At 39.4% G+C, this 18,286-nt stretch carries 17 protein-coding genes; 10 read left to right on the top strand and 7 right to left on the bottom strand.

Going from position 1 to position 18,286, the window contains the following annotated elements:
- Position 1: 1 nt before the first annotated feature.
- The 6 genes from V3I05_RS07170 to V3I05_RS07195 all read right to left on the bottom strand — a co-directional run bounded on the left by V3I05_RS07170 (position 2) and on the right by V3I05_RS07195 (position 7,525).
- Positions 2-679, bottom strand: coding sequence for a polysaccharide deacetylase family protein (locus tag V3I05_RS07170; protein ID WP_300449116.1), 678 nt, complete (start codon positions 677-679; stop codon positions 2-4).
- 100 nt (positions 680-779) lie between these two features.
- On the bottom strand, positions 780-2,570 hold the full coding sequence (locus V3I05_RS07175) for a Na/Pi cotransporter family protein (RefSeq protein ID WP_295702273.1): 1,791 nt from the start codon (positions 2,568-2,570) through the stop codon (positions 780-782).
- Between the two features lie 228 nt (positions 2,571-2,798).
- Positions 2,799-4,454 carry a cation acetate symporter gene (locus V3I05_RS07180; RefSeq protein ID WP_369699045.1) on the bottom strand — a complete coding sequence of 552 codons (1,656 nt, stop codon included), beginning with the start codon at positions 4,452-4,454 and terminating at the stop codon, positions 2,799-2,801.
- Positions 4,454-4,840: a DUF485 domain-containing protein gene (locus V3I05_RS07185; RefSeq protein WP_300449115.1), complete on the bottom strand. Its 387-nt coding sequence runs from the start codon at positions 4,838-4,840 to the stop codon at positions 4,454-4,456. Before V3I05_RS07185 ends, V3I05_RS07180 begins: the two co-directional genes overlap by 1 nt.
- A gap of 451 nt (positions 4,841-5,291) precedes the next feature.
- Positions 5,292-6,572 (bottom strand): hypothetical protein, encoded by a 1,281-nt coding sequence (locus tag V3I05_RS07190; RefSeq protein ID WP_343353133.1) that lies wholly within the window; start codon positions 6,570-6,572, stop codon positions 5,292-5,294.
- 95 nt (positions 6,573-6,667) lie between these two features.
- The gene (locus V3I05_RS07195) at positions 6,668-7,525 is read right to left on the bottom strand and encodes a menaquinone biosynthesis family protein (RefSeq protein WP_300449052.1); all 858 of its coding nucleotides are present in this window, start codon (positions 7,523-7,525) and stop codon (positions 6,668-6,670) included.
- Positions 7,526-7,627: 102 nt separating this feature from the next.
- Between V3I05_RS07195 and recA the strand changes: the two genes are divergently transcribed.
- The 7 genes from recA (at position 7,628) to V3I05_RS07230 (ending at position 13,517) form a co-directional block, all read left to right on the top strand.
- On the top strand, positions 7,628-8,665 hold the full coding sequence (gene recA / locus V3I05_RS07200; protein ID WP_295702120.1) for a recombinase RecA: 1,038 nt from the start codon (positions 7,628-7,630) through the stop codon (positions 8,663-8,665).
- Between the two features lie 22 nt (positions 8,666-8,687).
- Positions 8,688-9,965 carry a phosphopyruvate hydratase gene (gene eno / locus V3I05_RS07205; protein ID WP_295702118.1) on the top strand — a complete coding sequence of 426 codons (1,278 nt, stop codon included), beginning with the start codon at positions 8,688-8,690 and terminating at the stop codon, positions 9,963-9,965.
- 12 nt (positions 9,966-9,977) lie between these two features.
- The gene (locus tag V3I05_RS07210) at positions 9,978-10,244 is read left to right on the top strand and encodes a hypothetical protein (RefSeq protein ID WP_300733428.1); all 267 of its coding nucleotides are present in this window, start codon (positions 9,978-9,980) and stop codon (positions 10,242-10,244) included.
- A gap of 109 nt (positions 10,245-10,353) precedes the next feature.
- Positions 10,354-10,842: an AMIN domain-containing protein gene (locus V3I05_RS07215; protein ID WP_343353135.1), complete on the top strand. Its 489-nt coding sequence runs from the start codon at positions 10,354-10,356 to the stop codon at positions 10,840-10,842.
- Positions 10,843-10,845: 3 nt separating this feature from the next.
- On the top strand, positions 10,846-11,370 hold the full coding sequence (locus V3I05_RS07220; RefSeq protein ID WP_343353136.1) for a shikimate kinase: 525 nt from the start codon (positions 10,846-10,848) through the stop codon (positions 11,368-11,370).
- 88 nt (positions 11,371-11,458) lie between these two features.
- Positions 11,459-12,556 carry a DegT/DnrJ/EryC1/StrS family aminotransferase gene (locus V3I05_RS07225; RefSeq protein WP_343353138.1) on the top strand — a complete coding sequence of 366 codons (1,098 nt, stop codon included), beginning with the start codon at positions 11,459-11,461 and terminating at the stop codon, positions 12,554-12,556.
- Positions 12,549-13,517 carry a Gfo/Idh/MocA family protein gene (locus V3I05_RS07230; RefSeq protein WP_295702108.1) on the top strand — a complete coding sequence of 323 codons (969 nt, stop codon included), beginning with the start codon at positions 12,549-12,551 and terminating at the stop codon, positions 13,515-13,517. The genes V3I05_RS07225 and V3I05_RS07230 overlap by 8 nt, the downstream gene beginning before the upstream one ends.
- Before the next feature lie 308 nt (positions 13,518-13,825).
- Here the strand turns inward: V3I05_RS07230 and uvrB are convergent, their stop codons facing one another.
- Positions 13,826-15,805 (bottom strand): excinuclease ABC subunit UvrB, encoded by a 1,980-nt coding sequence (gene uvrB, locus V3I05_RS07235; protein ID WP_343353139.1) that lies wholly within the window; start codon positions 15,803-15,805, stop codon positions 13,826-13,828.
- A 71-nt stretch (positions 15,806-15,876) separates the two neighbouring features.
- On the opposite strand from uvrB, the gene V3I05_RS07240 reads away from it, so the two are divergent.
- Genes V3I05_RS07240 through V3I05_RS07250 form a run of 3 tightly spaced genes read left to right on the top strand, consistent with a single transcriptional unit; the run spans position 15,877 to position 18,275 of the window.
- Positions 15,877-16,101, top strand: coding sequence for a hypothetical protein (locus tag V3I05_RS07240; protein WP_300449055.1), 225 nt, complete (start codon positions 15,877-15,879; stop codon positions 16,099-16,101).
- Complete coding sequence (locus tag V3I05_RS07245) at positions 16,098-16,355, top strand: hypothetical protein (protein ID WP_295702102.1); 258 nt, start codon at positions 16,098-16,100, stop codon at positions 16,353-16,355. Before V3I05_RS07240 ends, V3I05_RS07245 begins: the two co-directional genes overlap by 4 nt.
- Positions 16,356-16,364: 9 nt before the next feature.
- Positions 16,365-18,275, top strand: coding sequence for a primosomal protein N' (locus V3I05_RS07250; protein WP_300451824.1), 1,911 nt, complete (start codon positions 16,365-16,367; stop codon positions 18,273-18,275).
- The last annotated feature ends 11 nt before the right edge of the window (positions 18,276-18,286 follow it).

Here is an 18,286-nt window from a genome sequence, read left to right on the forward strand (position 1 = left end):
TCTACTCTAGCTTACCAAAAGTAAAACCCTTTTGGGTAAGCAGAGGGACAACTTCTTTAATCCCTGCAAAAGTATCGCTTTTAGGTTTATTAAAGTGATAAATCAAAATACTGCCATTTCTTACTTTTGAGATTTGCTCTAGTATTTTCTTTTTAGAAAAGGTCGCTCCGCCATCGCCTAGCACATCAAATCCCGCAATTTCATAATTCAAATCTTTGAGTATGCTAACTGCTACCTCATCATAATACGCCGTGCCTGAACGAAAATATCGTGGTTTCTTGCCTGTGAGTGTAAAAATGCGCTTATCATTTCCCATTACTTCATCATAAATTTCTTTTATAGAATTTGTGCCCTTGATATTATAAATGCTTCTGCCATTCACACTTAATGGGAGATGTCTTGTGCCGTGATTTTGTATAGAAAAAAGTGGATTATGTGCTAGGGCTAAAAACTCACTAGGGTGTTTATCAATCCAACGCGAGTTGATAAATAAAGTCGCTGGAATCTGCTGTGTGATAAGATAATCAATCAATGCCTTATCATAGTCGCCACCACAGGCATCAAAAGTAAGATAGATAGTAGGTTTAGAATCATTTGGCAAAAGTGTAGTAATGCCTTGCAAATCCTCACCCCACTGTGTAGGAGCGATATGTGCATATTTTGACTCCAGCGCTTGCAAGCTATAAGCATGAAATGAATGCAAGAAAAACACCTTGTAAGCAATAACTGATACAAAACAAATAATACCTATGATCAAAAAGCTAAGCAAAAAACGCTGTTTATTCTTCATCGGTATTACCTGCTATTCCCCCACTGCTCTCTGCTTCACCCCCTTCTTCAAAATACGTCTTTTGAATCTGAATCATTGCATTAATAAGCTCCTTAGCAATACTATGGCTAAACCCCACTGCATTAAGCAAAGAAGTGCTATTTTGCACGCTTAATTCTTTTTTGCTTAGTAAAGATTCAATATATAAAATAGAGTTTTTATCCATTTTTTTAAACACCTTTTTCTCCGCCTTAAGCTTTACAATGACTTCTTGGGGGTGCATATCCTCATAAGTATTAATCTCATTAATATTGCGCAAAAGCAAGGCTAAATGTATCCTTAGGTTATTATATTCATTTGAGAGAATTACATTTTTAGAAAGACTATTTTTCTTGAGATTAGGCTGCAAAAGCTCCATATTTTTGATAGCCTCTACGATATGACGGGCAGATGAAGTAAGCAGTGCAAACTTACGGATATAGTTTTGATCTTGTGTGTGGGCTTGAGCTTGTGTGGAAAAATCTAAGATTGCATTAAAAAGGACTTTAATTTTTTTAATATAAAAAATCTCTACATCTATATCTTCTTTTGCCCATATATTTGCCTTAAGAATGTCATTTATATCTTTTTTACTCTTAATATCCGCACGTGAAAAGCCAAGTGTATGGGCGATAAGCTCAAAAGCGTTATCATAGAGATGTCCAATCTCGTGTCTAAGGGCTAGCAAAGCTGTATCTTGATATTGCACGATCGTATCATTTACGTATAGGGGTTTATCCACCTGTGTGCTTTTCTCTTTTAAAACCCTTTCAAGGAAAGAGGATATTTTAGGTATAAGCGGTAGAAGCAGCACAACAGCAACAAAATTAAAAAGTGTGTGAAAAACAGCAATCCTTAGCACGCTTTCCTCACTTAAGTCAAGTAGTGAGGAAAGCGTGCTATTTATCCATACAAAATAATCAAAAGTAGCAATCACAAGGACTGCTATACCAAAATTAAAAATACAATTTGCTACGGCTAATCGTTTGCCATCAATATTTGTGCCAAGGGAAGAGATAAGAGCTGTCATTACTCCTCCTACACTTGTCCCAAGCGTCGCTGCAAGGGCATTCTCATACATCAGGCTACCTGTGGCAAAAGCCGAAATAATAATCGTCAAAGTCGCGTGTGAGCTTTGCACAATAGCCGTCATCAATGCCCCAAGCCCTACAAAAAGTAGCACCCCACGCAACCCTTCCATAGAATACTGCGCAAAATCAACGACCTCCTTATATTCCTCAAAACCATCTTTGATATAGCCCACGCCCAAAAAGAAAAAGCCAATCCCTATAAGAATCTGTCCTACCCCTTTAGCCGATTTTGCATTTTGAAAATTAAACAACACACCTCCTACAATCAGTGGCAGCGCTAAAGCAGAGATTTTCATGCCACTCACCCCGGCAATCAACCACGAACCCGCACTATTGCCTAGATTCGCACCAAACATCACGCCAATACCTTGAGCCAAACTAAGCAATGAAGCAGATACAAAAGAGATTGAAAGCACTGAAACTAAAGAAGAACTTTGCATAATTGCTGTGACAACTGCCCCAAAGGTTACGCTTTTAACCGCAGTATTAGTAGAAGTAGCAAGCAGATTTTCTAAGAATCCTCCATTAAAGGCGCGAAATCCATTTCCCAAACTCAACATACCAAAAAGTAAAATAGCTAGTCCCGCGCTTACGCTTGTGAGTGCCTCGCTTGTAGATACAAAATATACAAAAGCAAGGATACATAAGGGCATAAGGTATTTTTGAAACATATACTTCCCCACGTTCGTTTATTTTGTGGCCGCATAAAGTATAAAACTACACTTTATGCTTAAGACCACTTTGCAAGGGAAACCCCACTCATTCCCAGAAGGAGTCCAAAAGTTTCTGTTTATTAAGATACTTATAAATGAAATGAGTATTGTAACCTTTTACCCTTAATATAAATCATTAAAAATAAAATCTTCAAAGCCATTATGTTAAAAAGCTCCATAGAAAGTTTAATGTGCTACTGCTTCGCTTATGCCTACGCCACTCTCTGCTCTAAAGTTTTGCGCATTGAATCCTGCTCTATCAATCTTAGCTCGTTTAGAATTATCAAGCATAGAGATAAGGTATATCGCAACAAAAGTAAGTGGCATAGTAAAGATTGCCGGGTGATCATAAGGGAAAATCGCGCTCTCAAAGCCAAAGCTCTTTACCCAAATACTAGGGCTTAAAATCACTAGCACAAGCACCACGATAAGTCCCAATAAACCGCCCCAAAATGCACCTTTGGTTGTAAGATTTTTCCAATAAATACACAAAAGCAAGATAGGGAAATTCACACTTGCAGCAATGGCAAAGGCAAGTCCCACGGTGAAAGCGACATTTTGCTTCTCAAATACTATACCTAAAGCAATCGCGCATAACCCGATAAATATTGTGGCGATTTTGGTTACTTTCATCTCAAGTTTAGCATCACACACACCATTTTTGCAGACATTCACAAATAAATCGTGGCTTATCGCACCAGCCCCAGCAATGGCTAATCCAGACACAACAGCCAAAATCGTAGCAAAAGCCACTGCAGAGATAAAGCCCAAAAACACATCTCCGCCAATGACTGCGGCAAGATTCACAGCTACCATATTAGCAATGCCATTGTAAGTGCCATCAGGGTTGGTAAAATCAGCATTGCCTAGTAATAATGCAATCGCCCCAAAACCAATAATAAAGGTAAGAATATAAAAATATCCTATCAAGCCTGTGGCATAAAATACCGACTTGCGCGCTTCTTTTGCATCTTTAACGGTAAAAAATCGCATAAGGATATGAGGTAATCCAGCTGTGCCAAACATAAGCGCCAATCCAAGCGATAGTGCAGAAATACTATCAGATAAGAATCCGCCCGGAGACATAATAGCCTCTCCCTTAGGGTGATGTTCGATTGCTTGAGAGAAATAATAATGCAAGTCAAATTTTGTATGATATAAAATCATAATCGCCATAAAACTTGCTCCGGCTAAAAGCAAAATAGCCTTGATGATTTGCACCCAAGTAGTTGCGTGCATTCCTCCAAAAACGACATAGCAAATCATAAGCACCCCTACAAGCACAACAGCTAATGTATAGGGCAATCCAAAAAGCACCTGAATGAGCTGTCCAGCCCCCACCATTTGCGCAATCAAGTAAAAGACAATCACACTTAAGGCTGAAATAGCCGAAATAATGCGGATAGGCTTTGCCTCAAGGCGATAAGCGGTAATATCAGCAAAGGTGAATTTGCCAAGATTCCTAAACTTTTCTGCAATGAGGAATAAAATAATAGGCCAACCAGCCAAGAATCCAATCGAATAGATCAGCCCATCAAAGCCGTTAGTAAAGACGAGTGCGGTAATACCCAAGAAGCTTGCTGCACTCATATAGTCTCCAGCGATAGCTATGCCATTTTGCGCTCCGGTAATATTCCCCCCAGCCGTATAGAATCCACTTGCTGATTGGCTTTTCTTATTTGAAAGATAAGTAATAAACAATGTAGCTAACACAAAAGTAAGAAACATACCAATAGCTATGGGATTAACCTCTGCCTTTGCCCCACCCATATCAATAGATGCCCCATAAAGAGGGCTTAAACTTAGCAATACAAATGTATATATTTTGATGAATCTTTGCATTATTGTGCCTCCTGTGATGTATGTTTTGGCTTATAGTCTCTATATGCAATCTCTCCGTTTTGAAGCGATTCTATTACATTGTGCTTTTGTAATGAATCCAGGATTTCTTGCTGCTCTTTATCAAAGTATGTATTTGCCAAAAATGTGTAAAGTCCCGTAGCTACGATACACAATACGATAAGAAAGACTCCTAATATAATGCCAAGCGTAATAGAGCTAGGTCCTAAACGATACCCCAAAACATCGGGGAATAATCCTACGCCCAAAATAAATATATAATAAGCACAGAGAATCACCACTGATAAAATCAGTGAAATTTTATTTCTAAACGAAACAAATTGCTTGAAGCTGAAAAGCACCTTTTCTTGTTCCTTGGATAGTTCCATCGCTTACTCCTTTTTATGTGTATAAATTCTACTACATTACCTTCATACTCAATTCATATATAAAGTAACAATAAATATCCTACAATAAAATATATGTAACAAAAAGTAATTATACAAAACTCATAGCAAAAAAGTAAAAAGGTAACATTTCTATCCATTTCTTTGCTGCTGCACTTCGTGCTACAAAGCCTTACGTAAAGAGAGATAAGCCCCTTTTATGCGCTCAAAGAATACACTTATCCAGCCTTTGGCAAATCCCACTAGAGCAAAACTAAGGCTTACCTTAATTTTATCTTGGCAGAATTTTGCAAGTGTGGATTAGCACTTCGTGTAAATCATCAAATGAGTTTTTAAAAGGCTAGATTCTATAATACTTTTACTCCTGCACTTCGTGCTTGTGTGAATAGAGTTCTTGCTTCAATACTTGCAAAGGGCTTAAAATTGAGATTTACTAAAACACATAGCCCAAAAGTGCGCTTACACCATAATAATAAAGATTATCCGCTTGATTGATAGCTGCTTTAAAATACCCATCAAGTCCTAATTGTATCTTACGTCTTGGCTCAAATCTCGCACCTATACTCAATCCTATACGATTATCATAGGGTTTATCAAAGCTTAATTTTTCTCCCCCGATAAATTGCAACTGCAGCTTTTGTGTGCTCAATAAAAACTGCTCATAGTCCAACCCAAAAAGCACATATTTACTCCTATCTATGCGATATGCCCCATCTAAGCCCACGCCTAAACTCATAAAATACGCATTGTATTGTGGCATAGATAAAGCCTTAGCCTTATCTGTAATACCTGATGTGAGGGCATTTTCTGTAAAGCCTGAAAACATATTATAACTTTGCAAAAGCCTAAAATAAGGCTTTAAGGAGCTTCTTCCTCTATTTGCTCCTAAACGATAGCCTAGCTTTGTATCTAAACTCACTTGATTAGTGCGATATGTGGCTTCAAAGATTTGATTAGCCGCAGTGTTGAGCTGTATCTTGCGTTTGCTATCAAGTGAGGAGGTAAAATAGCCTACATCAACATCTAGCTCAAGTCTATTATGAGGGAGCAAATACAAATGATAGTTTGCCCCAAGTCCAGAACTATAACTTTTATTGCTAAAAGAAGATTCTAAAAGTGTGTAATCCTGCCCCTTGCTTCGCATACTCCCATAGGTATAACCTCCATATACTGATAGCACAGCTTTTTTTATTTTAATATACGCTCCTAATCGCACTCCAGCAAATCCTCCATTTACACTACCTAAGATACTCCTTGTAATAGCCCCCGCATCAGCACCCAAAGGTGAGTTGCTTTGAGTGCTTATAGAAACTGCACTAATACTACCCTTAAGCACATCAAGCCCACTAAAAGGCGTAGAGATAAATTGTGAAAACAGGGCATTATTCAGTCTATTTACATCACTTGTAACACTTTGAGTGTTTGCTCCTGCAATAGTATAAATATCCTCTCCTAAAGCATTTACGATAGCCTTTTGGTTAGATTGAAGTGTGGCATTAAAACTATCAATAACATCTTGTTTGATATTTACTATCACTTCTCTCTTATCAGTGCTCAATGTAGCAGTAGCAAATTCTGTATTGCCATTCAGTAATGCGACACTACCCCCACCGCTCAATGTGCCGCTAATAAGTGTATGTGTGCCTCCACTTGCTCCTGCCATATTGTAAATAATGCTTCCGCTATTATTGACATTGCCTGTAAATGCACCCATTTTGCCATTATAGACACCAAAAGTGATTTTTTATACCTGTGTTACCCGCCGCGTAATCGTAATAAAATGAGCTTTATATTTCAAAGATTATAATTTTATAAAAATCGTAATTGTGTATATTCTGTGGGAATGAGACAATCCTCTGCCCTAATACACTGCGGATAGAATCCTGCCTCAAAACCCAACTCAAAAAGCCTATTCACAGCCTTTAGCTCCAGCTCACCCATTGATATAGAATCTGCATTTGCATAAAGATTAAGATACCTATCTAGCTCCTGTGCATTCACGCGCACCACCCCTCGCTCTAAAAGCATGTGGCTAAGGAGACGCTTATTTTGCACGGCAATTTGCACGGCTTTTGTGAGAATATTTTCGCATTCTATGGCAGTGGTAAGAGGCAAAGATCGGCGCAAAGCCATACCGCCAAGTGGCAAGGGCAAGTCCCCTCCGCTTAAATCTTGCCATATATCCCATATCTCTGCTTCTACGCATAGATTCTCATTGAAATTCAGAATAGATTCGTGGATAAGCACACCTGCATCAACCTCATCGCTTAACACGGCAGATTCAATATCTAAAAAATTTTTGTATATAATCTTTGCATGAGGATAGGCTAAGCGGAAAATCATCGCATTAGTGGTATGCTCCCCACTTAGAGCGACTTTAAAATGTTTTTTAAGCATTTTATCTTTACGTCTAATAAGCTTTGGTCCATAGCCATTGCCAAAGCTTACGCCCGTGCGTAAAAGCGCATAATCTTGCACAATAAGCGGATAAAGGGCAAAGGAAATCGCGCTAATATCATACTCGCCCTGTAAGGTCGCAAAATTAAGTGTTTGAATGTCTTTAGCCGTATTGGAAAATTGTAATTTTGTAGAATCTACCCACCCAAAAACTATCGCATAATACATAAATAAATCATCAGCATCAGGGCTATGGGCGAGTTTTATCATAGTGTCTCCTCAAAGTTTTATGTCAAATTATAAGGATAATTTAGTCAAACTTAGATAAAATCTAAACTCATTTCACGTTCACGCAAAACAGAAAGGATATAAATGGTAGATGAGAAAAAGCAAAAAGCTATTGAACTTGCTTTGAAGCAAATTGATAAAGCCTTTGGCAAGGGTGCTTTGGTACGATTAGGTGATAAGCAGGTAGAAAAAGTAGAGTGTATATCCACGGGCTCGCTTGGGCTTGATATGGCTCTAGGCATAGGTGGTGTGCCTAAGGGTAGGATTATTGAAATCTATGGACCAGAATCAAGTGGAAAGACGACTTTAAGCTTACAAATCGTGGCAGAATGTCAAAAAAATGGTGGTATTTGCGCATTCATAGACGCAGAACATGCCCTTGACGTATATTATGCCAAACGTTTGGGTGTAGATACAGAGAATCTGCTTGTATCTCAGCCTGATACGGGAGAACAGGCATTAGAGATTCTAGAAACGCTCACACGTAGCGGTGCAGTGGATTTAATAGTTATAGATTCGGTAGCAGCCCTCACGCCTAAAGCAGAGATTGAAGGCGATATGGGAGACCAACACGTAGGCTTACAAGCACGGCTTATGAGCCACGCTTTGCGTAAGATTACAGGTGTATTACACAAGATGAATGCGACTTTGATTTTTATTAATCAAATTCGTATGAAAATTGGCGTAATGGGCTATGGTAGTCCAGAGACTACTACTGGTGGGAATGCGCTAAAATTTTATGCGAGTGTGCGTATTGATGTACGCCGTATTGCAACATTGAAGCAAAATGACCAGCAAATCGGAAATCGCACAAAAGCAAAAGTAGTGAAAAATAAAGTCGCTCCACCTTTCCGCGAAGCAGAGTTTGATATTATGTTTGGCGAGGGTATTAGCAAAGAGGGCGAGATTATCGATTATGGCATCAAGCTTGATCTTATCGATAAAAGTGGTGCGTGGCTTAGTTACAATGACAAAAAGCTTGGGCAAGGACGCGAGAATGCAAAACTGCTCTTAAAAGAGGATAAGGCATTAGCAGAGGAGATTATTGCAAAGATTAAGGAGCAAATTGGCGCTCAAGATGAGATTCTGCCTTTACCCGATGAGCCAGAATCTAATGAGTAAATATATCTTTTAGGAGAATACAATGGTTTATATCGAACATATTGACGCACAAGAAGTAATGGATAGTCGTGGGAATCCCACAGTAAAAGCTATGGTAAGACTAAGCGATGGCACGAGGGCATCGGCTATCGTGCCAAGTGGTGCAAGCACAGGCAAGAGAGAAGCGCTCGAATTACGCGATGGCGATAAGGATAGATATTTAGGAAAAGGTGTTTTGAAAGCCTGTGCGAACATTAAAACAGAGATTGCCACACAGCTTAATGGCGTCTCCCCCTATGATCAAAGCAAGATTGATTTGATCCTAAAAAAAATAGATGATACAGATAATTATTCAAAACTTGGTGCAAATGCGACTTTGGGTGTGAGTATGGCGATTGCTAGAGCGAGTGCGCAGTCTTTGCATTTACCCCTTTATCGCTATTTGGGCGGGAGCAATGCACTTACTATCCCCACCCCTATGCTTAATATTATTAATGGTGGCTCTCACGCAGATAATACGGTAGATTTTCAAGAATATATGATTATGCCTTTAGGCTTTGATAGCTTTGCAGAAAGCCTGTGTGCCTCTGCTGAAGTCTATCATCACTTAAAAGCTATTTTAAACGAGCAAGGCCATATTACGAGCATTGGTGATGAAGGAGGATTCGCTCCAAATCTAAAAAACAATGAAGAGCCCATTGAAGTGATTTTAAAGGCTATTGAAAAGGCAGGGTATAAGCCGCTTGAAGAGATTGCTATCGCGCTTGATGTCGCAAGTAGTGAGCTTGTAGGCAAAGATAGTATGTATCATCTAGCAGGAGAGGGCAAGGTGTTAGATAGTGCAGGTATGATTGAATATTATGAGAATCTTATTGCAAAATATCCTATTGTGTCAATTGAAGATGGGCTAAGTGAAGATGATTGGGAGGGGTGGAAGCTCCTCACACAGAAGCTTGGCAACAAGATTCAGCTTGTGGGAGATGATTTGTTTGTTACCAATAAAAAAATCTTGCAAGAGGGTATTAATTCAAATATTGCTAATGCCATTTTAATTAAACCTAATCAAATTGGCACGGTGAGTGAGACAATGCAAAGTATGCGATTGGCTCAACGCAATAATTACAAGTGCATTATGAGCCATCGCAGCGGTGAGAGTGAAGATACCTTTATCGCAGATTTTGCCGTAGCACTTAATACTGGTGAGATTAAGACAGGCTCAACGGCACGAAGTGAGAGAATTGCAAAATACAATCGTTTGCTTGAGATTGAACGTGAAATAAGCGACACAGAATACATAGGAAAAACGCTTTTCAAACGATAGGATAAGAGGTTTATGGAACACGAAGAGATACTAGAAAATCCTTCAAAGATATGGCGATGGCTTTACACCAATCGCATTTGGCTTCTTGTATTTGGGCTTGTTGTGATAGGCGGATTTTATATGGGCTTATTGCTTTTTGGGAATAATTCTGTGGAGGTGCTTTTACGCTTGCGGGCGCAAAAGGCACATTTGATAGAGGAGGCACAAATTATTGAATTACAAAATGCACGTTTGCAAAAGCAGATTTTTGATTTAAAGAGAGCAAACCTTGAAAAATAATATATGGATAGGCTGTGTATGTTTATGCTGTACTTTGCTGCTTTGGGCAAGGGACAATCCTTTTGAAACCGTGATTACACAAAAAGCAGAAGAGCATAAGCCTCCTACTATGAATCAAGACCCGCTCTCAAGTGTGGAGTTTGTGTTACCAAGCACGGCGAGGATTCTTAAAAGCGTGCAGGTTACCTATCAAAACCTTGATGGCTCTATTGAAAACAAAACTATTCAACTTGATGAAAGCATTGATTGGCATTATCCATTGCTTATTGTTCAAAAAGCACAGGGAGCACCTTATAGTGCAGAAAATCGCTTTAAACTAGGCGAGTTTGAGCTGATAGTTAATAGAAATACACTTTTTATCGCTACACGTAAGAAAATGCTACGTGATTTTGTATTGCCTGAACCCTATCGACTTGTGATTGATATTGAAGGCGCAAGAGACAATCAATCTCAAAAAACCAAGTTGAATAAAAAATATTTTAGTGGTGCGGAGATTTCTACACACGAAGGATTTTATAGAATCTCCCTTGATTTAGATGGACGTTATAAATACACTATTTCACCTCAAAGTGATGGCTTTATAGTAACTTTGGAGTAGGATTTGGAAAATATCGTTCTCATTGGCTTTATGGGCAGTGGTAAAACTACTATCGGTAGAGAAATCGCATTGCTTGGTGGGAGATTCTTGCTTGATACAGACCATATCATAGAGCAAAATATGGGTAAGAGTGTGAGTGAAATTTTTGAATCAGTAGGGGAAGAGGGCTTCCGCCGTATAGAATCTCAACTTATTTTATGGCTTTCTGCAAATGTAAAAAATGCCATAATCGCCACAGGCGGAGGTATGCCTATCTATAATGATATAAGCTATTTGGGTAAGGTATTTTGGCTTGATGTAAGTTTTGAATCTATCCTTAAACGTCTTAATACGGCTCAAATCAATCAGCGCCCACTCTTTGCAGATGCGAATCAAGCAAAGCAGCTTTATGATGAGCGCAAAAAGATATATGAGAAACAAGCTCATTACATTGTAAGTGGAGATACTTTTGTAAATGAGGTAGCACGTAAGATTGTTGAATGTATGGAGAGGGGCAATGAAATTTCTCTCTTAAAGCCACAAAGCTAATGTTTTAGGTGGATATATTAAAGTTTGATATTTTGCATTTTTTTGTTACAATTCGCGCTTAAACCTAGAAAGGCAAGGGTATTATAAATTGGAGTTTATTAATCTTAAAGCGCAGTATGAAAGCTATCAAAAAGACATTGATAGAGCGATACAAGATGTATTGCAATCATCGCAATTCATTATGGGAAAAGCAGTAAGTGATTTAGAATCCACATTGAGTGCTTATGTAGGGGCAAAACAAGCCATAGCCTGTAGTAGTGGGACCGACGCACTGATTTTAACACTTATGGCATTAGATATAAAAAAAGGCGATGAGGTGATTACCTCTCCATTTAGCTTTATTGCAAGTGTAGAGGCGATTATGCTTTTGGGCGCGAAGCCTGTATTTGCGGATATTGATGAAAAGAGCTATAATCTCTGCCCCACAAAGCTTGAGGGTGCTATCACTCCTCATACAAAGGCAATTATCCCTGTATCGATTTTTGGGCAAATGGCAGATATGGAATCTATTAATGCCATTGCCGCAAAGCATCATATTCCTGTGATTGAAGATGCCGCGCAAAGCTTTGGAGCAAGTGAGACTTATAGTGATGGGAAGCGTGTAAAATCGTGTAATGCAAGCATTATGGCTACCACAAGCTTTTTTCCTAGTAAGCCATTGGGCTGCTATGGTGATGGGGGAGCAGTGTTTAGCAATGATGAATCCTTAGCGCAAAAAATCCGTTATTTACTAAATCACGGGCAGACAAAGCGATATGAACATCACTTTATAGGCTTAAATGCTCGGCTTGATGCACTCCAAGCAGCTATTTTAAATGTGAAACTCACGCATTTAGATACAGAAATTGCTAAACGACAAAAAGTAGCGCAATATTATAATGAACATCTTAAAGGCGTGATTACACCATTTGTCAAAAGTAGCGATACAAGCGCCTATGCGCAATACTCAATCCTCACCAAAAATCGTGTCGATATGATGAAAAAATTAGAATCTGCGCAGATTCCCTATGCAGTGCATTATCCTATCCCTTTACATTTACAGGAAGTCGTGCAAAAAGCCTATCCTTATAAAAAGGGTGATTTCCCTGTGAGTGAGGCAGTGTGTGATGAGATTCTCTCACTTCCATTTAGTCCATTTATCACGCAAGAAGAGCAAAATAAGGTTATAGAGGCAATCAATGGATAAGCCGATGAAAATCGCCCTTTTTGGCATTGGGAAAATGGGGCAGAACCACCTTAGAATCTTAAGTATGCTTAAAGATGTGGAGATTGCTTTTCTCTATGATACTAATGTAGAGCTATGTGAGGAGCTAGGCAAGAAATTTGGTATCAAAATGCTTGAAAATCTTGATACGGATTTAAAAAGCTGCGATGGTGCAATTATCGTAACGCCCACTTTCACGCATTTTGACTATATTAATAAAGTCAGCGATTATGTGAAAAATATTTTTGTAGAAAAGCCCCTTACCAATACCTTAGAATCTACGCAAGTCATCGTGGATTTAGCCCAAGATAAGGGGCTTAATATACAAGTAGGATTTATCGAGCGCTACAATCCTGCGGTGATTACATTAAAGCATATTTTAGCCTCTAATACAGATAAGATTATTAATATTGACTTTATCCGCACCAACAAGATGAGCTCACGCATTACTGATGTTGATGTGGTGATTGATTTGATGATACACGATATTGATTTGGCTCTAAATTTTAATGGTGATGTGCGGGATATTTACGCACATGGTGTAGTCATAGATGGTATGATAGAGTATGCAAGGGCGTGTATCGTGCATACCAATGGTGCATTTTCTAATATTGTCGCCTCCCGCATTACAGAGAAAAGACGGCGGCAAATCAGTGTAACAACGTATAATGAATATATTGATTGCAATTTGCTTCGTAAGGAAGTGTTTGTTGATAAGCAAAGCGTGGAACAAAGAATGGATAATGTATCTATTAGTGCCAATACAGAGACGATTGAGGTGCGGGGGCAGGAGAGCTTACTTTCAGAGTTAATTGACTTTGTGAGGTTATGCAAGGGCTCAATGCCATCTTTAACAGATAATCGCCCTAACCACAACGATGGTATGAGGGCTATGCAAATTGCTCATAAGATTCAAGATATTATCCACAAGACATATACATAAAGATTCTATGATTATGCTGTATGCAAATAGCAATGAATATTCCACTTGAATAAAAATGAAGGTATGAATCTAAGCCCTAAAACTATCTTAATAAGTGTGGATAAGCACTTTGTGTCAATGTGGTGTTTTACACAACAGCAAAGATATAATAGAATCTAACCAATGAAACTGGCTTGATGATGCCAACCCACACTTGCAAATTGTATGAGTAAATTATAAGTGTATCCTTCAGGTGCGAAGTGGAGATTTGACTGCACACAAAGTAAGACTTGTGGAGTTTTATCGCATTAGCAAAGGCATAATAATACCTACTTCATATTGCGAATTTTAGTTATCTCATCGCGCAGACGTGCAGCCTCTTCAAATTCTAGTGCCTTAGCTGCTGTGTGCATTTGTTTGCTTAACTCTTTGATGATTCTATCCCGCTCACTTTTAGGAATCTTCTTGCTATTTTTTTCATAGAGTTTGCCTAATCCGCTTGATTCCATCTTTAGCTCTTGCTCTACATTCCTTTGCACCGATGTGGGTATAATATTATGGAGGCGATTGAAAGCTTGCTGCTTGCTGCGGCGATAGTCAGTAATCTCAAATGCCCTTTTCATAGACTGCGTGATATGTTGTGCGTAGAGAATCACCTTGCCATCGACATTACGTGCAGCTCGTCCCATCGTTTGTATAAGGCTCGTTTCAGAGCGCAAAAATCCCTCTTTGTCCGCGTCCATAATGGCAATCAGACTCACCTCTGGCAAATCCAACCCCTCGCGCAAGAGATTAATCCCAATAAGCACATCAAACTCCCCAAGCCTTAGGGCGCGTATGAGATGATTGCGCTCAATCGCGTCAATATCGCTGTGCATATAGCGCACCTTAATGCCTAGCTCTCCATAATACTTGCTTAATTCCTCTGCCATTTTTTTTGTCAAAGTGGTGATAAGCACTCGCTGATTTTGAGCAATCCTTAGCTTTATTTCATCATACAAATCAAGCACCGCGTTATTCGAATCCCGCACTTCATAGAGCGGGTCAAGCAGTCCGGTGGGGCGGATAATCTGCTCGGCTATATATTCTCCACTTAGCTCTAACTCCTTTTGTGCAGGTGTAGCGGATACAAAGAGAAAGTGCGGGGCTTTAGTGATAAACTCATCAAATCGTAAAGGGCGGTTATCAAGCGCACTAGGCAGTCTAAAACCATATTCTACAAGCACTTCCTTGCGGCTTCTATCCCCTGCATACATACCGCCAAATTGTGGTAAACTCACGTGAGATTCATCAACTATTAGCAAATAGGGCTTTTTCTTTTGTTCAAAATAATCTAAAAGGGAGTAGGGTGTTTCCCCGGCTTCCTTGCCTGTGAGATGTCGTGCATAGTTTTCTATCCCCTTGCAAATGCCACTCTCGCGTATCATTTCTAAATCAAACTCTGTGCGTCCTTTGAGGCGTTGATATTCCACTTGTTTATTATCTCTTTCAAACTCGTTTAAACGTGTCTCTAGCTCGGATTCTATATTGTGTAGCGCAGTTTGTAACCTCTGAGCGCTTACAATGAATTGATTAGCACTATATAGGACAAAGGATTGTAGATTGGCTAAATGTGTGCGCTCTAATGCTTCAAATACGCCAATGAGCTCAATCTCATCGCCGAAAAATTCTATGCGGATAAATTCATTTTCATTGTAAGCAGGAAAAATATCTATCACTTCTCCATTCACACGGAAATTCCCCCGCTCAAATACCATATCATTGCGAGTATAGCCCATATCTACGAGCTTTAAAAGCAATGCTTTTTGCTGATATTCTGCGCCTACTTCGAGCTTTTCTATCATACTAAGATATTCTGCAGGATTCCCTAAGCCATAGTTTGCTGATACACTTGCTACGACAATCACATCATCATAGGCTAGAAGCGAAGTGGTAGCCGATAGTCGCAATCGCTCCAAATCCTCATTAATGCTAGAATCTTTTTCTATAAACAAATCGCGGCGGGGAATATAGGCTTCAGGCTGATAATAATCAAAATGCGAGATGAAATATTCTATATGATTTTGCGGGAAGAATCCGCGAAATTCGCTATAAAGCTGCGCAGCAAGGGTTTTATTATGTGTCATAATGAGGGTTGGGATATTAAGCCTAGCGATGATATTTGCCATCGTGTAGGTTTTGCCACTACCTGTAACACCTATGAGCGTGCTGTATTGTGCGCCATTGCTGATAAAGTTAGTGATTTTCTCAATCGCTTGAGGTTGGTCTCCTGCGGGGGTGTATGCAGAATTTAAGATAAATTTTGGCATTTTTTGGCGCACTCCTTATTGATTTTGTGTTAAGATTATACTTTATTTTCACCACATAAAAGGATTGCAAGATGAATAATGTAATGGAGAGGCTTTCCCAAAAGATTGAGGAAATGCTTACAAAAATCGCCTCCCAAAAAGATGAAATAGGTTCATTACAGCTTGAAATCGCCTCCTTGAAAGCACAAAATGAGGCTAAAGATAGTCAAATTTCTAATCTCTATGAGGAGATTGCTTCAAAGGATAGAGGTTTTGAGGATTTATTTGCAAAAATCGATGAGGGCTTGAAACAATGATAGATGAAAGCCTAGAAATCGCGCTTAATGGCAAACGTTATGTGATTTCTCTAAAACCCTTGCATAATGAGGTGAAGGCGGAGTTAAAGTCTGTTTTCACCCGCGAGATTGACGCCCTAGAATTACTCAAACTCTACATCACAAAGGCACAAGAATACACCCTTATCTGTCAATCATTAGAAAATCTCTACAAAAGTCTTGAGGGTATGGATACGCCTCTTCCACACAACAATGTGCAGATTCAGGCACTTTAGAGCATTTCATTGTTTTATTATCTCATTGCCCCCCTTGCGCTAAAAACGCCTCCTTTAGCCTATCAATGCGAAGTAGAATGCGAAATATGCGATATTTGCGCTATTGAAGTGCGCAATAAGGCATATTTAGGCATAGTTATCTCTACTTTAGATAAACCCACTTTTACCTGCAAGAGTACTCATAAGAGCGATAAGTATTTTTTGTCTTTTCAAAAGATTCTTGCATCTTTTATTGCACAATATTATTGCGTGAGCGTGGGAGAGAGTTTCGGGCTATTTGTGCCGCAAAAGATGCAAGAGCCACATTTAGAATGCATCCAAGTGCCATTGCTCCATACGCTCAATGCAGAGCAAGAGGGCGCATTAGCCTTTTGTCAAACGCATAAGAATCCCCTGCTTTTTGGTGATACGGGTAGTGGTAAAACAGAGATTTATATACATCTTATCGCGCAAACCTTGCAAAAAGCACAAAGCGCACTCTTTCTAATGCCTGAAATCGCGCTCACTCCACAGATAGAATCTCGCCTTAAGGCAGTGTTTGGTGATATGGTGGGGATTTGGCATTCTAAAGTAACACAAAAGCAAAAAAAGCAGATTTTACAAGGCTTATATGAGGGGAGTATTCGCGTGATTGCTGGAGCTAGAAGTGCATTGTTTCTACCTATTGCCTCTCTTGGGTTGATTATTATTGATGAGGAACACGATGATGCCTATAAGTCGCAAAGCTCCCCGCGATACAATGCGCGTGATATTGCGCTGTATTTAGGACAAAAAAGTGATGTTAGGGTGATTTTAGGCTCGGCTACACCAAGTGCTGCAAGTTATTATCACGCCTTGAAACATAAAAGTATGTGTCGTTTAAAGGGGCGGTATTTTGGCTCAAGTAAACATATAAAGATTCTACCCCCGCCTAGTGCCTTAAATGCGATAAATAGCACACAAAATAGGATAAATGACATTTTAGGCGAAGAAATCATTACAAAAATGGCAACAAGCCTTTCTCAAAAGCAGCAAGTTATCGTATTTTTGCCTACTCGCGCACATTATAAAATGCTCGTGTGTAGCGCGTGTGGAAGTGGTTGCGAATGTGAGTTCTGCTCGGTGAATATGTCCTTGCACCTTGATAAAAATGCCCTTGTATGCCATTATTGTCATTTTTGTAAGCCTATCCCTACACTCTGTCCGCAATGTCAAAGGGATACCCTGCATACATATCGCATAGGTACGGCACAAGTAGCGCAAATTCTAAGTGAGGCACTACCACAGGCGAGAATCGCTCTTTTTGATAGGGATAATATTACTACGCATAAGAAGCTTAAAAGCGTATTAGGGGCGTTTAATAAGGGGGAAATTGATGTGCTTGTAGGCACACAAATGTTAAGCAAGGGACATGATTATCATCGTGTGAATCTCGCCATCGTGCTAGGCATTGATTACATCTTAAAAAGTAACGACTATCGCTGTAATGAGAGGGCTATTAGTTTGCTTCATCAAATCGCTGGACGTAGCGGACGCAAAGATAATGGCGAAGTGTATATACAAAGTGCTAATGGTGCGTTTTTGCAGCCATTTATGGAGGATTATGAGGATTTTTTACGTTATGAATTAGAGGCAAGACCACCCATTTATCCACCACATCAGCGACTAGCCACACTCACCTTTTCACACAAAAAGGAGCAAATCGCCCTCAAATGCCTTGAAAGGGTGCATAACTTTCTCTATCAAATCAAACCAAAAGAGGTAGAAATCGTAGGGGAAAGTAGAGCATTGCTCGGGCGGCTTTATGATAAATATCGCTTTGTGCTTTTATTGCGTTCATACTCTACAAACGCACTTTTAAAGGTGCTGCATACATTGCAAAGCAATGAAAAAGTGTGTGGGAGTTGTGAAATAGACATCGACCCTCTTAGCATAGTATAATGTATTGAGCG

Source organism: Helicobacter mastomyrinus (assembly GCF_039555295.1).
Lineage (GTDB): Bacteria > Campylobacterota > Campylobacteria > Campylobacterales > Helicobacteraceae > Helicobacter_C > Helicobacter_C mastomyrinus.

Excerpts from the sequence above, each read along its gene's own strand:
- V3I05_RS07175 (WP_295702273.1), bottom strand. The coding sequence starts at position 2,570 with ATGTTTCAAAAATACCTTATGCCCTTATGTATCCTTGCTTTTGTATAT.
- V3I05_RS07180 (WP_369699045.1), bottom strand. The coding sequence starts at position 4,454 with ATGCAAAGATTCATCAAAATATATACATTTGTATTGCTAAGTTTAAGC.
- V3I05_RS07185 (WP_300449115.1), bottom strand. The coding sequence starts at position 4,840 with ATGGAACTATCCAAGGAACAAGAAAAGGTGCTTTTCAGCTTCAAGCAA.
- V3I05_RS07190 (WP_343353133.1), bottom strand. The coding sequence starts at position 6,572 with ATGGGTGCATTTACAGGCAATGTCAATAATAGCGGAAGCATTATTTAC.
- V3I05_RS07195 (WP_300449052.1), bottom strand. The coding sequence starts at position 7,525 with ATGATAAAACTCGCCCATAGCCCTGATGCTGATGATTTATTTATGTAT.
- recA (WP_295702120.1), top strand. The coding sequence starts at position 7,628 with ATGGTAGATGAGAAAAAGCAAAAAGCTATTGAACTTGCTTTGAAGCAA.
- eno (WP_295702118.1), top strand. The coding sequence starts at position 8,688 with ATGGTTTATATCGAACATATTGACGCACAAGAAGTAATGGATAGTCGT.
- V3I05_RS07210 (WP_300733428.1), top strand. The coding sequence starts at position 9,978 with ATGGAACACGAAGAGATACTAGAAAATCCTTCAAAGATATGGCGATGG.
- V3I05_RS07215 (WP_343353135.1), top strand. The coding sequence starts at position 10,354 with ATGAATCAAGACCCGCTCTCAAGTGTGGAGTTTGTGTTACCAAGCACG.
- V3I05_RS07230 (WP_295702108.1), top strand. The coding sequence starts at position 12,549 with ATGGATAAGCCGATGAAAATCGCCCTTTTTGGCATTGGGAAAATGGGG.
- uvrB (WP_343353139.1), bottom strand. The coding sequence starts at position 15,805 with ATGCCAAAATTTATCTTAAATTCTGCATACACCCCCGCAGGAGACCAA.
- V3I05_RS07240 (WP_300449055.1), top strand. The coding sequence starts at position 15,877 with ATGAATAATGTAATGGAGAGGCTTTCCCAAAAGATTGAGGAAATGCTT.
- V3I05_RS07245 (WP_295702102.1), top strand. The coding sequence starts at position 16,098 with ATGATAGATGAAAGCCTAGAAATCGCGCTTAATGGCAAACGTTATGTG.